The sequence below is a fragment of the Betaproteobacteria bacterium genome (assembly GCA_016720925.1).
Classification (GTDB): Bacteria; Pseudomonadota; Gammaproteobacteria; order Burkholderiales; family Usitatibacteraceae; genus UKL13-2.
Map to the genome: position 1 here is coordinate 54,489 of JADKJR010000021.1, position 18,007 is coordinate 72,495.

The following is an 18,007-nucleotide window of genomic DNA, read 5'->3' on the forward strand; positions in this document are numbered from 1 at the left end:
AGTCCTTTTTTACTCTTTGATTATTTTGAATGAGGTGTAGTGGTCGGCGGTGTAATAGCAACTGAGTTGCTGTTTGCCGCCGCAGATAATGCGGCGTGCGCCGCGATCGCGCGACCCAGGTGTCTTTACGGTGTACTCGTGATAGTAGCCTCGCGGTTGTTTGGGCAGCCTGCGCTCGCGATTGGAGAAAACCGTACCGTCCTTGCTGTACGGAAACGGCCCGCCCCGGCGGATGAGCGCAAGGGTATCCCGCCCTTCTTTCGGCAGATCTGCTGCTGCAATGACCGACAACCCGCCGGTGTTTTCAAATGCGTACGCCTGCATTCCGGTCAGGCTCAAAAGTGAAAGCATAAAAAATAACTTCAGTAATCGGGACACGCGCTACTCCTTGGGTCACTAAGCGGAAGCCACTTTCGCGGCCAGTTTCTCATTGAATTTTACCGGGTCAATCACGAAGCGTTCGTGAGTGCCCGAACTGATGGAGTCGATACCGTCGTGCGCGCGGATCGAAAAACTCAACCTGCGGCCATCGACCTTTTCCAACGTGGCTTCAACGGTAACCGTCAGGCCCGGCGGCGTGGCGGCGGTATGCGAAAGATTGACATGCGTCCCCACGCTTTGTTCATTCGGCCAATCCAGATGCGACTTCAACAAATCCACGCAGGCCCACTCACACAGCGCCACCATATAGCCCGTCGCAAATACCCGCGGCATCGCCTGAAAATCCACCGCTTCCCGATAAATATACGGCACCGTTTTCGACTCCGGAATCGTGTATCGAAACGTGTGGCATATCCCGGGCTTAAGTGTTGGCTTCATGGTGTTATTTTGGCGATGCGGTCTGCGGGCAGTGTGGGCAGTGTTCAGCGTACAGGATCATGTGGTGGTCCTTGATGACGAAGCCGAGTTGCCGGGCAATCTTATCCTGGCGCTTTTCAATTTCCGGATCATTGAATTCTTCCACGTATCCGCAATTGACGCACACGATATGGTCGTGATGGCTGCCTTCGTTGAGTTCAAATACCGCCTTGCCGCTTTCAAAATGGTGCCGCATCAGCAAGCCGGCTTGTTCAAATTGGGTCAGCACGCGATATACCGTCGCCAATCCAATGTCCGCGTTTTCATTCAGCAGCAGTTTGTATACATCTTCGGCGGACATGTGCCGCAACTTTGAAGTTTGGAACAGGTCCAGCACTTTCAGGCGCGGGAATGTGGCCTTCAGGCCCATGTTGCGTAATTCTCTGGATTCGGACATTGCGACCTCATTGACCGGTTACGAGAATCATATGCTGTTTTTGGCTGTGCGGCGTTCTCTGGCTATTGCGTGCATTGCAACGGGGAAACGCGTTTCGGACGCCATGGTCTGACGGGCTATAATTACCGATTCGTTCAGGTTATCCGGTCAGGAAAGCAGCTTATGCGCCATTTTTCGCCAGCCATCGTTACGGCAATCTTCGTGGCAAGTTCGGGTCTTCTTGCGGGCTGTGCCGGCTTTGGCGTTCACCGCATCGATATCCAGCAGGGCAATCTGGTGACCCAGGCGCAACTCGCCAAGGTGAAGCCAGGCATGAGCCGCAACGACGTGAAAAACGCGCTCGGCACGCCGCTGTTGCAGGATGTGTTTCATGCCAATCGGTGGGACTACTATTTCACCAATGAACAGGCGACCAAATACGGCCCCTTTGGCCGTGAGTCGCAGAAATATCATGTGACGGTCTTTTTCGAAAAGGAAAAAGTCTCCAAAATTGAAGGCGAGGCTTCGCCTGTGGAAATTCTTACGGGCGGCGGTGATCGGCGCGGACTGCCAAACGCGTTGCCGCCTGGCGCACCCCCACCGAAATCATAGTCATGGCGCTAAACCTGGCCATCGCCGGAGCGGGCGGACGCATGGGCCGCATGCTGCTGGAGGCGGCGGCATCACAACCCGGAATCGCGATTACCGGGGCGCTGGAGCAAGGCGCAAGTGCGCTGCTCGGCCATGACGCGGGTGAAATATCGGGCAATGCCAAGGGAATTATTGTCACCGCCGACCTCGTGGCGGGGTTGGCGAATGCCCATGTCCTGATCGATTTCACGCGACCGGAAGGTACGATGCAACACCTCGCAGTCTGCCGCAAACAGCGCGTAAACATGGTGATCGGGACGACCGGGTTTACAGCTGATCAGAAACGCGAAATTGACGCGGCGTCGAAAGACATTGCCATCGTATTCGCAGCCAACATGAGCCTGGGTATGAACGTTCTTGACAAACTGGTCGAGATGGCCACCAAAGCCCTGCACGAAGAATACGATATAGAGATCATCGAGGCGCATCACAAGGCGAAAATCGATGCGCCTTCCGGTACTGCCCTGATGCTGGGCGAAACCGCTGCAAAATCCATTGGCAAATCGCTCGACGAGATCGGTGTATTTTCGCGTCATGGCCTCATCGGTGAACGCAAATCCGGGACTATTGGTTTTTCCACCATTCGTGGCGGCGACATCGTTGGCGACCATACGGTGATGTATGCCGGTACTGGCGAACGGATCGAAATCACGCACAAGTCTTCTTCAAGGTCGACGTTTGCCCAAGGGGCAATGCGGGCCGCAAGATTTCTATTGGGCCGGAAAGCCGGCTTATTCGATATGCAGGACGTACTGGGGCTCAAGTAGCGGTTCATCGTGGAACGCGCGTGACTGCCACTTTGGTTTGCCCGGAACCGCTATCTAGGCTAAAATAGCCTCTTAATCGCGCAATGAAAACGCGGGAAAGGTCCAACCGGCCTTTCCCGTTTTTTGTGCCCACTTGCGGTTATGTCTGGTTCTCCTGGAGTCTCCCTTGGTTCAGTCCTCACCCGCCCTGCTTGTCCTCGCCGACGGTTCCGTATTCAGGGGCACATCGATTGGCACCGATGGCCAATCCATGGGCGAAGTTGTATTCAATACGGCAATGACCGGCTATCAGGAAATCCTCACGGATCCGTCCTACATGGGCCAGATGGTCACGCTCACTTATCCGCATATCGGCAATACCGGCACCAACGAAGAGGATGCGGAATCCCTGAAGTGCTACGCGGCCGGATTGGTCATTCGTGATCTGCCGAAGCTGGCGTCCAATTGGCGCATGACCGCTACACTGCCGGAATACCTGAAGCGTAACGGGGTGGTGGCGATCGCCAATATCGACACGCGCCGCCTCACGCGGCTCACCCGTGAAAAAGGTGCGCAAAACGGCTGTATTTTTGTTGGTGAACATACGGACGCCAATATCAAGCTTGCTCATGAGCTGGCGAATGCCGCACCGGCCATGTCCGGCCTGGATTTGGCCAAAGTCGTGTCCTGCAAGAAATCCTATGAGTGGAATCAGTCGACCTGGGCCCTCGGTGCGGGATACGCGCGAGCGAAGGTATCTACATTTCATGTTGTCGCATTTGACTACGGCATCAAGCACAACATCCTGCGCATGCTGGCGGAGCGGGGTTGCAAAATTACCGTCCTTCCCGCACAAGCGACCTCTGCCGAAGCATTGGCGCTCAAGCCGGATGGCGTGTTCCTGTCCAATGGGCCGGGCGACCCGGAGCCGTGCGATTACGCGATCAAGGCTATCCGGGAAATTATTACCGCCGACATACCGGTATTCGGCATCTGCCTCGGTCATCAGTTGCTCGCGCTCGCCTCAGGTGCAAAGACCGTGAAAATGAAATTTGGCCATCACGGCGCCAATCATCCGGTGCAGGATCTCGAGACGCGCAAGGTTTACATCACCAGCCAGAATCATGGCTTTGCCGCGGACGAAAAAACGTTGCCTGCGAATGTGCGCGTGACACACATATCTTTATTTGACGGCACCTGCCAGGGAATCGAGCGAACCGACAAGCGCGCGTTCAGTTTTCAGGGGCATCCAGAAGCAAGCCCGGGGCCGCATGAGGTGGGGTACCTGTTTGACCGTTTCGTAACGATGATGGGCGCGGCACGTGGCTAAGAAACTCACCGCCAAACAGGCACTCGTCGAATACGAAGTCGTCGTATCGAAAATCGCGGTCGTGCGTGGCCAGCGGGTGATGTTTGCGCAGGATTTGGCGGAACTTTATGGTGTTGAAACGCGCGTGCTGATGCAGGCCGTTCAGCGAAACATAGATCGGTTTCCGCAAGACTTTCTCTTTCAGCTTACCGATCAAGAGTTTGCCAACTTGAAGTCACAATTTGTGACTTCAAGTTGGGGTGGCATTCGCAAGTTGCCTTACGCATTTTCAGAGCAGGGCGTCGCCATGCTGTCGAGCGTCTTGCGCAGTCCACGCGCCGTTGCGGTCAATATTGAAATCATGCGGTCGTTCGTGCGCATGCGGGCGCTGATTGACAGCAACAGTGTGCTCGCAAAGAAAATTGCCTTGCTTGAACAGAAATACGACAAGCAATTCAAAGTGGTTTTTCAAGCCATTTACGATCTGATGGATGATCGGGAAAAAAAGCAGAAGCGAAAGATCGGATTCGTATGAGTATGCTTGGCATCACCGATCTTGCGACTTACATCGTTGGCACGATTTTCATCATTCTGCTGCCGGGGCCGAATTCGCTTTACGTCCTGGCGGTGGCGGCAAAGCGCGGTGTGCGCGCGGCTTACCAGGCCGCAGCGGCGGTTGTGGTGGGCGACACGGTATTGATGGTGCTGGCCGCGGCGGGCATTGGCTCCCTGCTCTCGGCGTATCCGAATGTATTCGTGGCGATCAAGTACGCAGGCGGCACCTATCTTGTGTGGGTGGGCATTCAATTGATTCGCGGCGCGGTCGTGCGCTGGCGTCACGGCGCCGCCCTGGCCGCGATGGCGGCTGAAGAAATGCAGAATGATGCGAGCCACCCGTTCAAGCGCGCGTTGGCCATCAGCCTGATGAACCCCAAGGCCATCCTGTTCTTCCTGTCGTTTTTCATTCAGTTTGTCGATCCGGCCTATCCGCATCCCGCCCTCACATTCGTGGCGCTGGGCGCCATCCTGCAGGTTGTCAGCGTCATCTACCTTAGCGTGCTGATCCTTCTGGGCGCGCGCGCCGCCGCCGCTTTCCGTCGCCGGTACCGGTTATCCGCTGTCATGACAGGCGGTGTCGGCATGCTCTTTATCGGCTTCGGCGCCAAGCTCGCCACCGCCACCATCGACTAGAGCACCATGCCTAATGTCTAAACGAACCGACATCAAATCCATCCTCATCATCGGCTCCGGCCCGATCGTGATCGGCCAGGCCTGTGAGTTTGACTACTCCGGCGCACAGGCCTGCAAGGCGCTGCGCGATGAGGGCTACAAGGTCATCCTGATCAACTCGAATCCGGCGACGATCATGACCGACCCGAACATGGCGGATGTGACCTATATCGAGCCGATCACGTGGCGGATTGTCGAAAAGATCATCGAAAAGGAGCGGCCCGATGCGCTGCTGCCGACGATGGGCGGGCAAACGGCATTGAATTGTGCGCTCGATCTGGCCAAGCATGGCGTGCTGGAAAAGTACGGCGTGGAAATGATTGGTGCCAGCAAGGAGGCCATTGACAAGGCCGAGGACCGCGAGAAGTTCAAACAGGCGATGACCAAAATTGGGCTGGCGTCCGCGCGCTCAGCAATCGCTCATTCGATGGAAGAAGCGTTGCAGGTGCAGGCCAGCATTGGGTTCCCGGCGATCATTCGCCCCAGTTTTACCATGGGGGGATCAGGCGGCGGCATTGCATATAACCGTGACGAGTTCGTTGAGATCTGCGACCGGGGGCTTGAAGCGTCACCCACGCATGAATTGCTGATTGAAGAATCGTTGCTCGGCTGGAAAGAATTCGAGATGGAAGTCGTTCGCGACAAGAACGACAACTGCATCATTATTTGTTCGATCGAGAACCTGGATCCAATGGGAGTGCACACAGGAGACTCGATCACGGTCGCGCCCGCGCAAACGCTGACTGACAAGGAATATCAGATCATGCGCAACGCCTCGATCGCGGTGCTGCGCGAGGTGGGCGTGGAAACCGGCGGTTCCAACGTGCAGTTCGCGGTGAATCCGAAAGACGGTCGCATGGTGGTAATCGAGATGAATCCGCGCGTGTCGCGTTCGTCCGCGCTGGCTTCCAAGGCGACCGGGTTTCCGATCGCCAAAGTCGCCGCCAAGCTCGCGGTCGGCTTTACACTGGATGAGCTGAAGAATGACATCACGGGTGGGCTGACGCCGGCATCATTCGAGCCCAGCATCGATTATGTGGTGACAAAGGTCCCGCGTTTTGCCTTCGAAAAATTTCCCCAGGCGGACGATCGTCTGACCACGCAGATGAAGAGCGTGGGCGAAGTGATGGCCATCGGACGCAACTTTCAGGAGTCGCTGCAGAAAGCGTTGCGCGGTCTGGAAGTTGGCGTGGATGGCTTTAACCTGAAAACCGTTGACCCGGAAAAAATTGGCGACGAGCTCGCCTATCCGCGCGGCGAGCGGCTCTGGTACGTGGCGGACGCATTCGGCATCGGCATGTCGCTGGAAGAGATTCACGGCTATACCAAGATCGATCCCTGGTTCCTGGCTCTCATCAAAGAGCTGGTGGATATGGAACTGGCGATCGAGAAGAAAACGCTCGACACCATCGACGCGACGGAGCTGCGGGAATTGAAGCGCAAAGGGTTTTCGGATCGACGACTGGCTTTTCTGCTGAAGGTAAAAGAGGGTGACATTCGCGCCAAGCGCCACGCGGCGGGCATTCGTCCGGTATACAAGCGCGTCGACACATGCGCGGCGGAGTTCTCTACTTCCACCGCCTACATGTACTCGAGCTACGACGAGGAATGCGAAGCCAACCCGACCAGCAACAAAAAGATCATGATCCTGGGCGGCGGTCCGAACCGGATCGGGCAGGGCATCGAATTTGATTATTGCTGCGTGCACGCGGCCCTGGCGCTGCGTGAAGATGGTTACGAAACCATCATGGTCAACTGCAATCCGGAAACGGTTTCGACCGACTACGATACATCGGATCGGCTCTATTTCGAGCCGCTCACGTTGGAGGACGTGCTGGAAATTGTCGACAAGGAAAAGCCGGTCGGCGTGATTGTTCAGTTTGGCGGACAGACACCGTTGAAGCTGGCGCGGGCGCTGGAAGCCAATGGCGTGCCGATTATTGGCACGACGCCGGACGCCATCGATGTCGCCGAAGACCGTGAGCGCTTCCAGAAGCTGATTCATGAACTCGGCCTGTTGCAGCCGCCCAACCGCACCGTACGTACCAACGAAGAGGCCATCATCAAGGCGCGTGAAATCGGTTATCCGCTGGTGGTACGCCCGAGCTATGTGCTGGGTGGCCGCGCAATGGAGATTATTCACATCGAGTCCGATCTCGAACGCTATATGCGCGAGGCAGTAAAGGTATCGAACGATTCGCCGGTGCTGTTGGATCGCTTCCTGAACGACGCCATTGAAGTCGATGTTGACGCCATTTGCGATGGCAAGGTTGTCCTCATCGGCGGGATCATGGAGCACATTGAGCAGGCGGGTGTGCATTCGGGTGATTCGGCGTGTTCGCTGCCGCCTTTTTCACTTTCACCCGAATTGCAGGATGAATTGCGTCGTCAGACGGTCGTCATGGCGCTGGCCTTGAATGTCGTCGGCTTGATGAACGTGCAGTTCGCCATTCAGGGCAGTGGTGCGGCGCAGAGGGTATTCGTGCTTGAAGTCAATCCGCGCGCCTCCCGCACCGTGCCGTTTGTATCGAAGGCGACCGGATTGCCGCTGGCAATGATTGCCGCGCGCTGCATGGCGGGTAAAAGCCTCGCGCAGCAGGGCGTGAAGTCTGAGGTAATTCCGCCCTACTACTCGGTAAAGGAAGCGGTTTTTCCGTTCATCAAATTTCCGGGCGTCGATACCATTCTCGGACCGGAAATGAAATCAACCGGCGAGGTGATGGGCGTCGGTACCACGTTTGCCGAGGCGTTTGTGAAATCGCAAATGGGGGCGGGCGTGAAGTTGCCGGTGACGGGGCCCAATGCCGGCAAGGCGTTTATCAGCGTGAAAAGCGCAGACAAGCCGAAAGTCGAGGAGATTGCGCGTACCTTGCTGGAACTCGGGTTCAGTCTTGTTGCGACCAAAGGTACGGCGGCGCATTTGCAAACCTGCGGAATCGCGTGCGAACCGGTGAACAAGGTTCTCGAAGGCCGACCGCATATTGTCGATTTGGTGAAGAATCGGGAAATCACCTTGATCATCAATACTGTGGAAGAAGACAAACGTTCGATTCGCGATTCGTGGTCGATCCGCAACGCCGCGTTGCAGGGCCGCATCACTTACTACACCACCATCGCCGGCGCGAAAGCTGCTTGCCTCGGCATGCAACATTTGGTGGAACTGAAAGTCTATGATCTTCAGTCGCTGCACAAGTTGATCGCCGCTGCCTGACACGGCCGCGAAAAAAGTGTGGCAAAAGTTTTCCAACAATGGGTGCGCCGAATTTTTTCACCGGTGTATCCAACCTTACTATCCACAGGACAAAATAATGAGCAGCATTGCCAAAGTTCCATTGACCGTCGCCGGCGCAGCTGCACTGAAAGCCGAATTGCATCGACTGAAAACCATTGAGCGGCCGGCGGTGATTATCGCCATATCCGAAGCGCGGGCGCAGGGTGACCTGTCGGAAAATGCAGAATACGACGCAGCCAAGGAAAAACAGGGCTTCATCGAAGGTCGAATAGGGGAGCTGGAAGGAAAGCTCTCCAGCGCGCAAATCATCACCCCGGCGATGCTGGAAGATGATGGTCGCGTCGTTTTTGGCGTGACAGTGGACCTTGAAGCGACCGAGACAGGAGAGAAAGTGTCCTACCAAATCGTTGGTGAGGATGAAGCCGATCTCAAGCTAAGCAAGATTTCGTTTTCGTCACCGATCGCGCGGGCGATGATTGGCAAGAATGCAGGTGACGTGGTGGAAGTGCGCGCGCCGGGTGGCGTGACGGAATACGAAATTGTGGACGTACGATACGTCTGATTGACAATTGAACTCAAGCACAGTAGCGCCTCGCAGGACGACAATGGCTGAAACGCCCCGCCAGTGCTAGAGATTGTGCGATCAACCTGAGCGGCAAATATGTTACTTGGTTCGAGTCTGCCGCCTTACAGTTGTGCGCGTGCCGAAACCGGTGCCACCTTTCAGACTTCCTTTTCCCTTTGGTCCGGCAACAACTTTCTCTTTTGGCTTGCGCTGCGATCGTGACGTTACACCAGCCTTGACACCGGATTTGACGCCGGTTCTCCTGTCACTTTTCCGGGGGGCGGCCTTTTTCTCCGGTTCGGGCGGCTTCTGGCGCCAGACGATGAGCATTTTTCCAATGTGCTGGACGGGCGCCGCATGCAAAGCGAGGCAGATTTCGTGGAGCCAGGATTCGCGCGCTTCACGGTCGTCCGTCGAGGCGCGGATTTTGATGAGTTCGTGCGCCTTCAGATTGCGTTCGATTTCCAGGATGACGGCGGGCGTCAGTCCCTGATCGCCGATCATGACGACAGGGGTCAGCACATGCGCTTGCGCTTTGAGCGCGCGGCGCTCGATAGGGGATAATGTGATTTTCATAATGTGATTATACGTATCATGCGCCATGGCTAACGCCCGCCCGAAAAACAGCCGCGACTGGGTCAAGCGGCATCTCAGTGATCCCTACGTGAAACGCTCGCAGGTGGAAGGTTATCGCTCGCGTTCCTCCTACAAGCTCTCGGAAATTATTGAGAAGGAAGGGTTGATGAAGCCCGGCATGACTGTGGTCGACCTGGGCTCCGCACCGGGCGGCTGGTCGCAGTGGGTGGCCAAGAAAGTCGGCAACACGGGCAAAGTAGTCGCGATCGATTTGCTGGAGATGGAACCGGTGGCCGGGGTGAATTTCATTCTTGCTGACTTCTCGGAAGAAGCCGGATTGAACGCGGTCATTGATGCGATCGGCGGCGCCAAGGTCGATCTTGTGATTTCCGATATGGCCCCCAACCTCACTGGTATCTCTATCACCGATCAGGCGAGGTTATTTACACTCGGTGAGATGGCGTTGGAGTTTGCGGTCAAGTTCTTGAAACCAAACGGAGTTTTTCTGGTCAAAGTTTTTCAGGGCGCGGGCTTTGAACCGTTCGTGAAATTGATGCGTGCGAATTTCAGGCATGTGGCCGCCAAGAAACCAGATGCGTCGCGCGACGAAAGCCGCGAAACATACTTGCTGGCGGGCGATGTAAAAGTGGCAAGCGGTTGAATCCAAAGGACTAAGAGTTGCGTTTAGTGTAGGATGACTATCCCCTTTGAAAATTGCAGTGAAGCGGGATTGACTCGGAAAATCCAATTGTCGGCATCGGGAAAAATTAAGGAACGCGTGTGAATAACTGGGTGAAGAATATCGGCGTCTGGCTCGTTATCGGTATCGTGCTGATGATGCTGTTCATGCAGGTCTCCAATCGTGGCGCAACGCGCACCGAAATGGATTACTCGACCATGATGCAGGAAGCCAAGAACGGCAATATCGAAAAGGTGCGTATGGAGGGCCCGCGTACCGCCAAGGTCACCACGCGTGACAACAAGGTCTATACCACCGCGACCCCCGGTGACATTTTCATGTGGGACGAATTGCGCAAGGCCGGCGTGAAGATCGAAGCGAAACCGGAAGAAGAGCAATCGCTGCTCATGTCGATTTTCATTTCCTGGTTCCCGATGCTGCTGCTGATCGGTATCTGGCTGTATTTCATGCGCCAGATGCAAGGCGGCGGCAAAGGTGGCGCATTCTCGTTCGGCAAGAGCCGTGCGAAGATGCTCGACGAAGGCAACAATCCGGTGACGTTTGCCGACGTGGCCGGTTGCGATGAAGCCAAGGAAGAAGTATCCGAACTGGTGGATTTCCTGCGCGATCCATCGAAGTTCCAGAAGCTCGGCGGACGCATTCCGCGCGGCGTGCTGATGGTGGGCTCACCCGGTACCGGCAAGACCTTGCTTGCGCGCGCCATCGCCGGCGAAGCGAAAGTTCCGTTCTTCTCCATTTCGGGTTCCGATTTTGTGGAAATGTTCGTCGGCGTCGGTGCGGCGCGTGTACGTGACATGTTTGAGCAGGCGAAGAAGAATTCGCCGTGCATTGTGTTCATCGATGAAATCGATGCGGTCGGTCGTCAACGCGGTGCGGGCCTTGGTGGCGGCAATGACGAACGCGAACAAACGCTGAATCAATTGCTGGTGGAAATGGATGGTTTTGAGGCATCCGTTGGTGTCATCGTCATTGCCGCAACGAATCGTCCGGACGTGCTGGATCCGGCATTGCTGCGCCCGGGCCGTTTCGATCGCCAGGTGGTGGTGCCGTTGCCCGACATTCGTGGCCGCGAACAGATCTTGCTGGTACACATGCGTAAAGTGCCAATCGGGCCGGACGTACAAGCATCGGTCATTGCACGTGGTTGTCCCGGATTTTCAGGCGCAGACTTGGCGAACCTGGTCAACGAAGCGGCCCTGTTTGCCGCGCGCGGCGCGAAGCGTCTCGTTGATCACGAGGATTTCGAACGCGCCAAGGACAAGATCATGATGGGTGCCGAACGGCGCTCGATGGTGATGACCGACGAAGAGCGCATGAACACGGCCTATCACGAATCCGGCCACGCAATTCTTGGCTACGTCTTGCCGAAGAGCGATCCCGTTCATAAAGTGACCATCATTCCGCGTGGCCGCGCATTGGGTGTGACGGTGCAGTTGCCCGAGCAGGACCGCTATGCGTATGACCGTGTGTATTTGATGAGCCGCATCGCGGTGTTGTTCGGCGGCCGCATCGCTGAAGAGATTTTCATGAATCAGATGACCACCGGGGCATCGAACGATTTTGAGCGCGCCACGCAACTCGCGCGCGACATGGTGACCCGCTATGGCATGTCCGACGCGCTCGGCACCATGGTCTATGCGGAGAATGAAGGTGAGGTATTCCTCGGCCGCTCGGTGACACGCCACACCAATGTCTCCGAAGAAACCATGCGCAAGGTCGATGGCGAGATTCGCCGGATTATCGATGAGCAATACGCGTTGGCGCGGAAACTCATCGAGGAAAATCGCGACAAGGTCGAAGCGATGGCCAAGGCCTTGCTGGAAATAGAAACCATCGATTCCGACCAGATCAAGGACATCATGGAGGGCCGCCCACCGCGCGCGCCGAAACCTTCGTCGATCGCTTTCAAGCCGAAGCGCGATGGTGACGGTGGCAATGCACCAGAGGCGCCCAAGGTGGATCCCGCGCCGGCGGAAGGGCTGCACTGATCCATCCACATAACGTGCGTGCGGGCGGCCATCGTGCCGCCCGTTTTGTTTCAAGAATGGCAAGCCCTTCTCCTCGGCGAGAAGGATTCGGTTGATTGGAAACGGTGTCAGGTTTAGCGGAAACACAAAAAGACTTCATGCCTAAACTTCTCTGCGGAAAATTTCCCCTTTCACTCAAACGTCCGCTGGTGATGGGCATTGTCAATGTCACGCCGGACTCGTTCTCAGACGGCGGTAAATTTCTGTCAAGCGACATGGCCATTGCACACGCACGACAACTCATCGCCGACGGTGCGGACATCCTGGACATCGGTGGTGAATCCACCCGGCCCGGTGCGAAGCCAGCCGGATTGCAGGAAGAACTTGACCGGGTGATGCCGGTGCTGGAAGCCATGCTCGACAGCGGCGTCCCGCTCTCGATTGATACCCAGAAGCCCGGGGTGATGAAGTCTGCAATCGCCGCCGGCGCATCGATGATCAACGACGTGAACGCACTGCAGGCCGAAGGCGCGATCGAGGCATGCCGTCATTCCTCCGTCGCGGTATGCCTGATGCATAAACAAGGCACGCCCGAGACCATGCAACAGCAACCGGCTTATGACGATGTCGTGCGCGAAGTCAGCGCGTTCCTGCTCGCACGCGCTGACGCGTGCGAGCAGGCGGGCATTGCGCGGGGCCGGATTGTCATCGATCCGGGATTTGGTTTTGGCAAAACCGTCGCGCACAATTTCACGCTGCTACGCGAATTGCGGTCGCTGACGCATTTGGGGCATCCCGTTTTGGCGGGTTATTCGCGAAAATCTTCTCTTGGGTCGGTGACGGGCCGTCCCGTCGAGCAGAGACTGGCCGCAAGTCTCGCCGCGGCGTTGATCGCCGCTCAAAACGGCGCGGCAATACTGCGGGTCCACGATGTCGCCGAGACGGTCGATATGCTGAAAGTGCTGGATGCGACACGCGTTGGGGCGCAATAGCCGGGCCTTGAATGTGCGCTATTTAACTGCTGCAACGATGGATTTGCCATAAAGTCTGTAAAGTCAAGCATTGGCGCGCATTTCAGGGCCGAATGGGCCGGAGAGCCGCACCAGTGCTTGAGTTTCTTCCCGCGTTTATTTACGTCTGTGTTCAGGAGCTGAGAGATGAGTCGCAAATATTTTGGTACCGATGGTATTCGCGGACGCGTCGGTGATCCGCCGATCACGCCGGATTTCGTGTTGCGCCTCGGCTACGCGGCCGGCTGTGTGCTCGCGCAGGACCGCAGTGATGGCACTGCCCGGCCAACCGTCATCATTGGCAAGGACACGCGCATTTCTGGGTACATGCTTGAAAGCGCGCTGGAAGCAGGCTTCTCGGCGGCGGGCGTGGATGTGCTGCTGGTCGGGCCGATGCCGACGCCTGGAGTGGCTTACCTCACGCGCGCGTTGCGGTTGTCGGCAGGCGTCATGCTTTCCGCGTCGCACAATCCGTTTGACGACAACGGCATCAAGTTCTTTTCCGCTGACGGCCTCAAGTTGCCCGACGAAGTCGAGCACGAAATCGAGCTGCTGCTCGACAAGCCGATGGTGACGCTGCAATCCATCCACTTGGGCAAAGTGCGGCGCGTGGAAGATGCCGCCGGGCGCTACATCGAATTCTGCAAAAGCACCTTCCCGCGCCAACTCGATTTGCGCGGGATGAAACTGGTCGTCGATTGCGCGAACGGCGCTGCGTGGGACATCGCGCCGCACGTGTTCCGTGAGCTTGGGGCGGAAGTCATTGCCATCGGCAATCAGCCGGATGGCACCAACATTAACGATGAAGTCGGCGCCACGCATCCGGTGGCGATGTGCGCGGCCGTGCGGAAACACGGCGCGAAGTTTGGTATAGCGCTCGATGGCGACGCCGATCGGCTGGTGATGTGCGATGCCGACGGCACGCTGTTCGATGGCGACCAGTTGCTTTATGCGATGGTCAAGGACCGCCATGCGCGTGGCGCGTTCAGGGGCGGCGTGGCGGGCACGCTGATGACCAACCTCGCGCTGGAGCAGCAGCTGGGGAAGATGGATATTCCGTTCGAGCGCGCCAATGTCGGCGATCGCTATGTGCTGGAATTACTGCGCGAAAGAGGATGGGAATGCGGCGGCGAAAACTCGGGCCACCTGCTTTGCCTGGAAAAACACTCAACCGGTGACGGCATCATTTCGGCCCTGCAGATTCTGGGTGCGCTCAAGCGCAATGACCAATCGCTGGGGCAATTCACCGCCGAGCTGACGCTGTTCCCGCAAATACTCGAGAACGTGCGCTTGCAGAAGAGATTCAATTTCGCGGCGAGCGCGCCGGTTCAGGCGGCGGTCGCCTCGGCTGAAATTGAACTGGCGGGAGATGGTCGCGTGCTGCTGCGCGCATCCGGTACTGAACCGGTGATTCGCGTCATGGTGGAAGGACGGGATGGAGTATTGGTGAGGCGGCTGGCGGGTGAGATAGCCAGAATCGTCAAGGCAACTGCGGCAGCCTGAAAGGAGAGGCGACAGCGAGTTGACCCGCTACTGGCCATGACTGCCGAAATACACGTCTTCAATAGCCAGCACTACGTTGCGGCGCGGAATTTGTGGGAGTCCACTGATGGCGTTGGCGTGAGCGAGGCTGATTCACAACACTCTATCGAGGCGTTCCTGCAACGAAATCCGGGACTCAGTCTCGTTGCCGTGGAGGGGGACAAGGTAGTGGGTACGATCCTCGTCGGACACGATGGTCGTCGTGGGCTCATCCATCATCTTTCCGTCGCGCCGGCGTTTCGTCGTCAGGGAATTGGTGCAAGGCTGGTGCGCGATGGCTTGGCGGGCCTGAGAGATCTTGGTATCCAAAAATGCCATTTGCTTGTGTTTTCGAACAACTCTCGGGCTCGATCGTTCTGGCAAGCTATTGGTGCGGAACATCGCGAAACCTTGATTATTTACTCCTTGCCCACGCAGCCGGAATCGTGACGGATCAGCGATTCGTCAATAAAAAGAGTCGGCCGCAATTGGCATTGGAATGACCATTCGCGGACTTATCCAAAGCGACCCGTAATGTAGTCTTCTGTCTCTTTTCGCTTCGGTTTGATGAAGATCTCGTCCGTCACGCCGAATTCCATCATTTCCCCCAGATACATGTACGCCGTGAAGTCGGACACCCGCGCGGCCTGCTGCATGTTGTGGGTGACGATGGCGATCGTGTAGTCGTCTTTCAGTTCATGCAGAAGCTCTTCGATTTTTGCCGTCGAAATCGGATCGAGCGCCGAGGTCGGCTCATCGAGGAGCAATACTTCCGGCTTGACCGCCACCCCGCGCGCGATGCACAGGCGTTGCTGCTGGCCCCCGGAAAGCGAAAGGCCGCTCTGGCTCAGGATATCCTTGACCTCGCCCCAGAGGGCCGCTTTCTTGAGCGCCCATTCCACGCGTTCATCCATCTCGGCCTTTGACAGACTCTCATACAGCTTCACGCCGAAAGCAATGTTGTCGTAGATCGACATCGGAAACGGAGTGGGCTTTTGAAACACCATGCCGACTTTGGCCCGCAGCAGGTTGAGATCCTGATTTTTTTCCAGGACGTTCTTGCCGTTCATCACGATTTCGCCCACCGCGCGTTGCCCGGGGTAGAGATCGTACATGCGATTGAAAGTGCGTAGCAGGGTGGACTTGCCGCAACCGGAAGGGCCGATGAAGGCAGTGATGTGACGCTCGGCGATATCGAGGTTGATCGCTTTAAGGCCCTGGAATGTGCCATAGAAAAAATTCAGATCCTTGACCTGGATCTTCGGTGCAGGAGTCGCCTGGGCGGTATTGGTCATCATTTTCTGCTTTTGTAAGTGAAGGTCAAGTGCGTTTTTGCGCGAAAACGGTGCGCGCAAGAATATTCAGGCCGAGCACGGATGCGGTGATCAGGAGCGCAGCGGACCACGCCAGTGCCTGCCAGTTTTCAAACGGACTCATCGCGAACTGGAAAATCACCACGGGGAGATTTGCCATAGGCGCGTTCATGTCGACGGACCAGAACTGGTTATTGAGTGCGGTGAACAGCAGTGGCGCGGTTTCGCCGCTGATCCGCGCAATGGCCAGCAATACGCCAGTAACGACGCCGCCCTTGACCGCACGAATCGCCACGTACATCGTTACTTTCCATTGCGGCGCGCCCAGCGCGGCGGCGGCTTCGCGCAGGCTGCTCGGCACCAGCCTCAGCATGTTCTCGGTTGTGCGTACTACCACCGGAATGGCCAGCAGTGAAAGGGCGAACGTCCCGGCCCAGCCCGAGAAGTGGCCGACATTTGCCACGTACACCGTATAGATGAACAATCCGACGACGATCGATGGGGCGGACAGGAGGATATCGTTGATGAAACGTGTCGTTGGCGCCACCCAGCCGCGCCCGCCGAATTCGGCGAGATACACGCCGGCGAGGATACCGACCGGGGTCGCGATCAGGGTTGCAAAACCCACCATCATGAAGCTGCCGAAAATGGCGTTCGCGAGGCCGCCCTCGCTGCCAGGCGGCGGCGTCATTTGCGTGAAGTTGCTGAAGCTCAAGCCGCCGAAGCCGCGCGACAGGAGAACAAAGAGGATCCACGCCAGGAACAGCATGCCAATGGCCATGGCGGCCATCGCAAGAATCAGTGCGAGCCGGTTAAAGAACAGCCGCTTGCGGTATATGTTGTTGGTCGCGGTCGCATTGCTCACGTCTTCGCTCCTTCGCGTTTTTCGAGTTGGAGCAACAATAGCTTCGCGCAGCTCAGGACGACGAACGTAATGAGGAACAGCACCAGGCCCAGCGACACGAGCGACGCGATATGCAGATCCTTGCTGGCTTCGGCGAATTCATTGGCAAGTGTGGAGGCGATACTATTGCCGGGATCGAACATCGAAGCGCTGATGCGATGCGCGTTGCCGATGACGAATGTGACCGCCATGGTTTCGCCCAGCGCGCGGCCGAGGCCCAGCATGATGCCGCCGATCACGCCGACCTTGGTATACGGCAGCACGATGTTGCGCACGACCTCCCATGTCGTCGCGCCCAACCCATATGCCGACTCTTTCAGGATGGGCGGCACGACCTCAAACACGTCGCGCATGACCGACGCGATAAACGGGATCACCATCACCGCGAGAATGATGCCGGCGGCGAGCATGCCGATACCCATTTGCGGACCTTGAAACAGCACGCCGATGACCGGCAGTTGACCGATCGTCTTGTTCAGCGCGGGTTGGACATAATCAGCGAAAATCGGCGCGAACACGAACAGGCCCCACATGCCGTAAATGATGCTGGGAATGCCCGCCAGCAATTCGACGGCAGTCCCCAGCGGGCGCTTGAGCCATGCCGGGCATAGTTCCGTGAGGAATACGGCAATGCCGAAGCTGACCGGCACGCCAATCAGGAGGGCGATGAATGACGTCACCACAGTGCCGTAAATGGCATTCAGCGCGCCATAGCGGTTGGTGACCGGATTCCATTCGGAACTGGTAAAAAACCCCAAACCAAATTCCGCGAACGCTGGATAGGCCCCCATGATGAGCGAGCCGATAATGGCGCCGAGCATTGCCAATACCAGTAATGCGAAGGTCAGCGTGAAATTTCAGAACAGCGCGTCCTGCCACTTCTGCTGTGCAGTTTGGCCGCGAGTTCGGCGGCTGAATTGACAACTGCGCGCGTTCCTGTTCGGCGTTGGACACGTGCCTGCCTCCCTGGGAATGGATGGTGGCGATGTTCGATATTGACATCAGGTCATCCGGTTGGGGAATAGTTTAAGGGATTGGGCCGCCCGGCG

At 57.1% G+C, this 18,007-nt stretch carries 19 protein-coding genes; 12 read left to right on the forward strand and 7 right to left on the reverse strand.

All coding sequences use genetic code 11. The annotated features are described in order from the left end of the window. Positions 1 to 9: 9 nt before the first annotated feature. The 3 genes from IPP88_20010 to fur are packed head-to-tail and all read right to left on the reverse strand — an operon-like array spanning position 10 to position 1,255. Positions 10 to 351: a ribonuclease gene (locus tag IPP88_20010; protein MBL0124900.1), complete on the reverse strand. Its 342-nt coding sequence runs from the start codon at positions 349 to 351 to the stop codon at positions 10 to 12. Positions 352 to 396: 45 nt separating this feature from the next. Then, the gene (locus IPP88_20015) at positions 397 to 819 is read right to left on the reverse strand and encodes a thioesterase family protein (GenBank protein ID MBL0124901.1); all 423 of its coding nucleotides are present in this window, start codon (positions 817 to 819) and stop codon (positions 397 to 399) included. A 4-nt stretch (positions 820 to 823) separates the two neighbouring features. After that, positions 824 to 1,255, reverse strand: coding sequence for a ferric iron uptake transcriptional regulator (fur, locus tag IPP88_20020; protein ID MBL0124902.1), 432 nt, complete (start codon positions 1,253 to 1,255; stop codon positions 824 to 826). A 162-nt stretch (positions 1,256 to 1,417) separates the two neighbouring features. Between fur and IPP88_20025 the strand changes: the two genes are divergently transcribed. The 7 genes from IPP88_20025 to greA all read left to right on the forward strand — a co-directional run bounded on the left by IPP88_20025 (position 1,418) and on the right by greA (position 8,964). Continuing rightward, entirely contained in the window at positions 1,418 to 1,846 is a 429-nt protein-coding gene (locus IPP88_20025; protein ID MBL0124903.1) for an outer membrane protein assembly factor BamE, read from the forward strand. 2 nt (positions 1,847 to 1,848) lie between these two features. Beyond that, positions 1,849 to 2,652 carry a 4-hydroxy-tetrahydrodipicolinate reductase gene (dapB, locus tag IPP88_20030; protein ID MBL0124904.1) on the forward strand — a complete coding sequence of 268 codons (804 nt, stop codon included), beginning with the start codon at positions 1,849 to 1,851 and terminating at the stop codon, positions 2,650 to 2,652. Positions 2,653 to 2,818: 166 nt separating this feature from the next. Further along, positions 2,819 to 3,961, forward strand: coding sequence for a glutamine-hydrolyzing carbamoyl-phosphate synthase small subunit (carA, locus tag IPP88_20035; GenBank protein MBL0124905.1), 1,143 nt, complete (start codon positions 2,819 to 2,821; stop codon positions 3,959 to 3,961). 79 nt (positions 3,962 to 4,040) lie between these two features. Next, on the forward strand, positions 4,041 to 4,475 hold the full coding sequence (locus IPP88_20040) for an ORF6N domain-containing protein (protein MBL0124906.1): 435 nt from the start codon (positions 4,041 to 4,043) through the stop codon (positions 4,473 to 4,475). Between the two features lie 2 nt (positions 4,476 to 4,477). Next, on the forward strand, positions 4,478 to 5,131 hold the full coding sequence (leuE, locus tag IPP88_20045) for a leucine efflux protein LeuE (GenBank protein MBL0124907.1): 654 nt from the start codon (positions 4,478 to 4,480) through the stop codon (positions 5,129 to 5,131). A gap of 13 nt (positions 5,132 to 5,144) precedes the next feature. Beyond that, complete coding sequence (gene carB, locus IPP88_20050; GenBank protein MBL0124908.1) at positions 5,145 to 8,381, forward strand: carbamoyl-phosphate synthase large subunit; 3,237 nt, start codon at positions 5,145 to 5,147, stop codon at positions 8,379 to 8,381. A 97-nt stretch (positions 8,382 to 8,478) separates the two neighbouring features. Continuing rightward, positions 8,479 to 8,964 (forward strand): transcription elongation factor GreA, encoded by a 486-nt coding sequence (gene greA / locus IPP88_20055; protein ID MBL0124909.1) that lies wholly within the window; start codon positions 8,479 to 8,481, stop codon positions 8,962 to 8,964. A gap of 102 nt (positions 8,965 to 9,066) precedes the next feature. Here the strand turns inward: greA and IPP88_20060 are convergent, their stop codons facing one another. Continuing rightward, complete coding sequence (locus tag IPP88_20060) at positions 9,067 to 9,543, reverse strand: YhbY family RNA-binding protein (GenBank protein MBL0124910.1); 477 nt, start codon at positions 9,541 to 9,543, stop codon at positions 9,067 to 9,069. A 25-nt stretch (positions 9,544 to 9,568) separates the two neighbouring features. Between IPP88_20060 and IPP88_20065 the strand changes: the two genes are divergently transcribed. The 5 genes from IPP88_20065 (at position 9,569) to IPP88_20085 (ending at position 15,191) form a co-directional block, all read left to right on the forward strand. Next, on the forward strand, positions 9,569 to 10,204 hold the full coding sequence (locus tag IPP88_20065) for an RlmE family RNA methyltransferase (protein ID MBL0124911.1): 636 nt from the start codon (positions 9,569 to 9,571) through the stop codon (positions 10,202 to 10,204). A gap of 119 nt (positions 10,205 to 10,323) precedes the next feature. Beyond that, the gene (gene ftsH / locus IPP88_20070) at positions 10,324 to 12,231 is read left to right on the forward strand and encodes an ATP-dependent zinc metalloprotease FtsH (protein ID MBL0124912.1); all 1,908 of its coding nucleotides are present in this window, start codon (positions 10,324 to 10,326) and stop codon (positions 12,229 to 12,231) included. 137 nt (positions 12,232 to 12,368) lie between these two features. Further along, a complete protein-coding gene (folP, locus tag IPP88_20075) occupies positions 12,369 to 13,202 on the forward strand; it encodes a dihydropteroate synthase (GenBank protein MBL0124913.1) in 834 nt (277 codons plus the stop codon). 165 nt (positions 13,203 to 13,367) lie between these two features. Beyond that, a complete protein-coding gene (gene glmM / locus IPP88_20080) occupies positions 13,368 to 14,723 on the forward strand; it encodes a phosphoglucosamine mutase (protein ID MBL0124914.1) in 1,356 nt (451 codons plus the stop codon). Between the two features lie 36 nt (positions 14,724 to 14,759). Then, complete coding sequence (locus IPP88_20085; GenBank protein MBL0124915.1) at positions 14,760 to 15,191, forward strand: GNAT family N-acetyltransferase; 432 nt, start codon at positions 14,760 to 14,762, stop codon at positions 15,189 to 15,191. A gap of 65 nt (positions 15,192 to 15,256) precedes the next feature. Here IPP88_20085 and pstB read toward each other — a convergent pair whose 3' ends face one another. Genes pstB through pstC form a run of 3 tightly spaced genes read right to left on the reverse strand, consistent with a single transcriptional unit; the run spans position 15,257 to position 17,779 of the window. Then, a complete protein-coding gene (pstB, locus tag IPP88_20090) occupies positions 15,257 to 16,036 on the reverse strand; it encodes a phosphate ABC transporter ATP-binding protein PstB (GenBank protein MBL0124916.1) in 780 nt (259 codons plus the stop codon). 25 nt (positions 16,037 to 16,061) lie between these two features. Continuing rightward, positions 16,062 to 16,919 (reverse strand): phosphate ABC transporter permease PstA, encoded by an 858-nt coding sequence (pstA, locus tag IPP88_20095; protein ID MBL0124917.1) that lies wholly within the window; start codon positions 16,917 to 16,919, stop codon positions 16,062 to 16,064. Then, entirely contained in the window at positions 16,916 to 17,779 is an 864-nt protein-coding gene (gene pstC / locus IPP88_20100) for a phosphate ABC transporter permease subunit PstC (protein MBL0124918.1), read from the reverse strand. The genes pstA and pstC overlap by 4 nt, the downstream gene beginning before the upstream one ends. Positions 17,780 to 18,007: the final 228 nt, after the last annotated feature.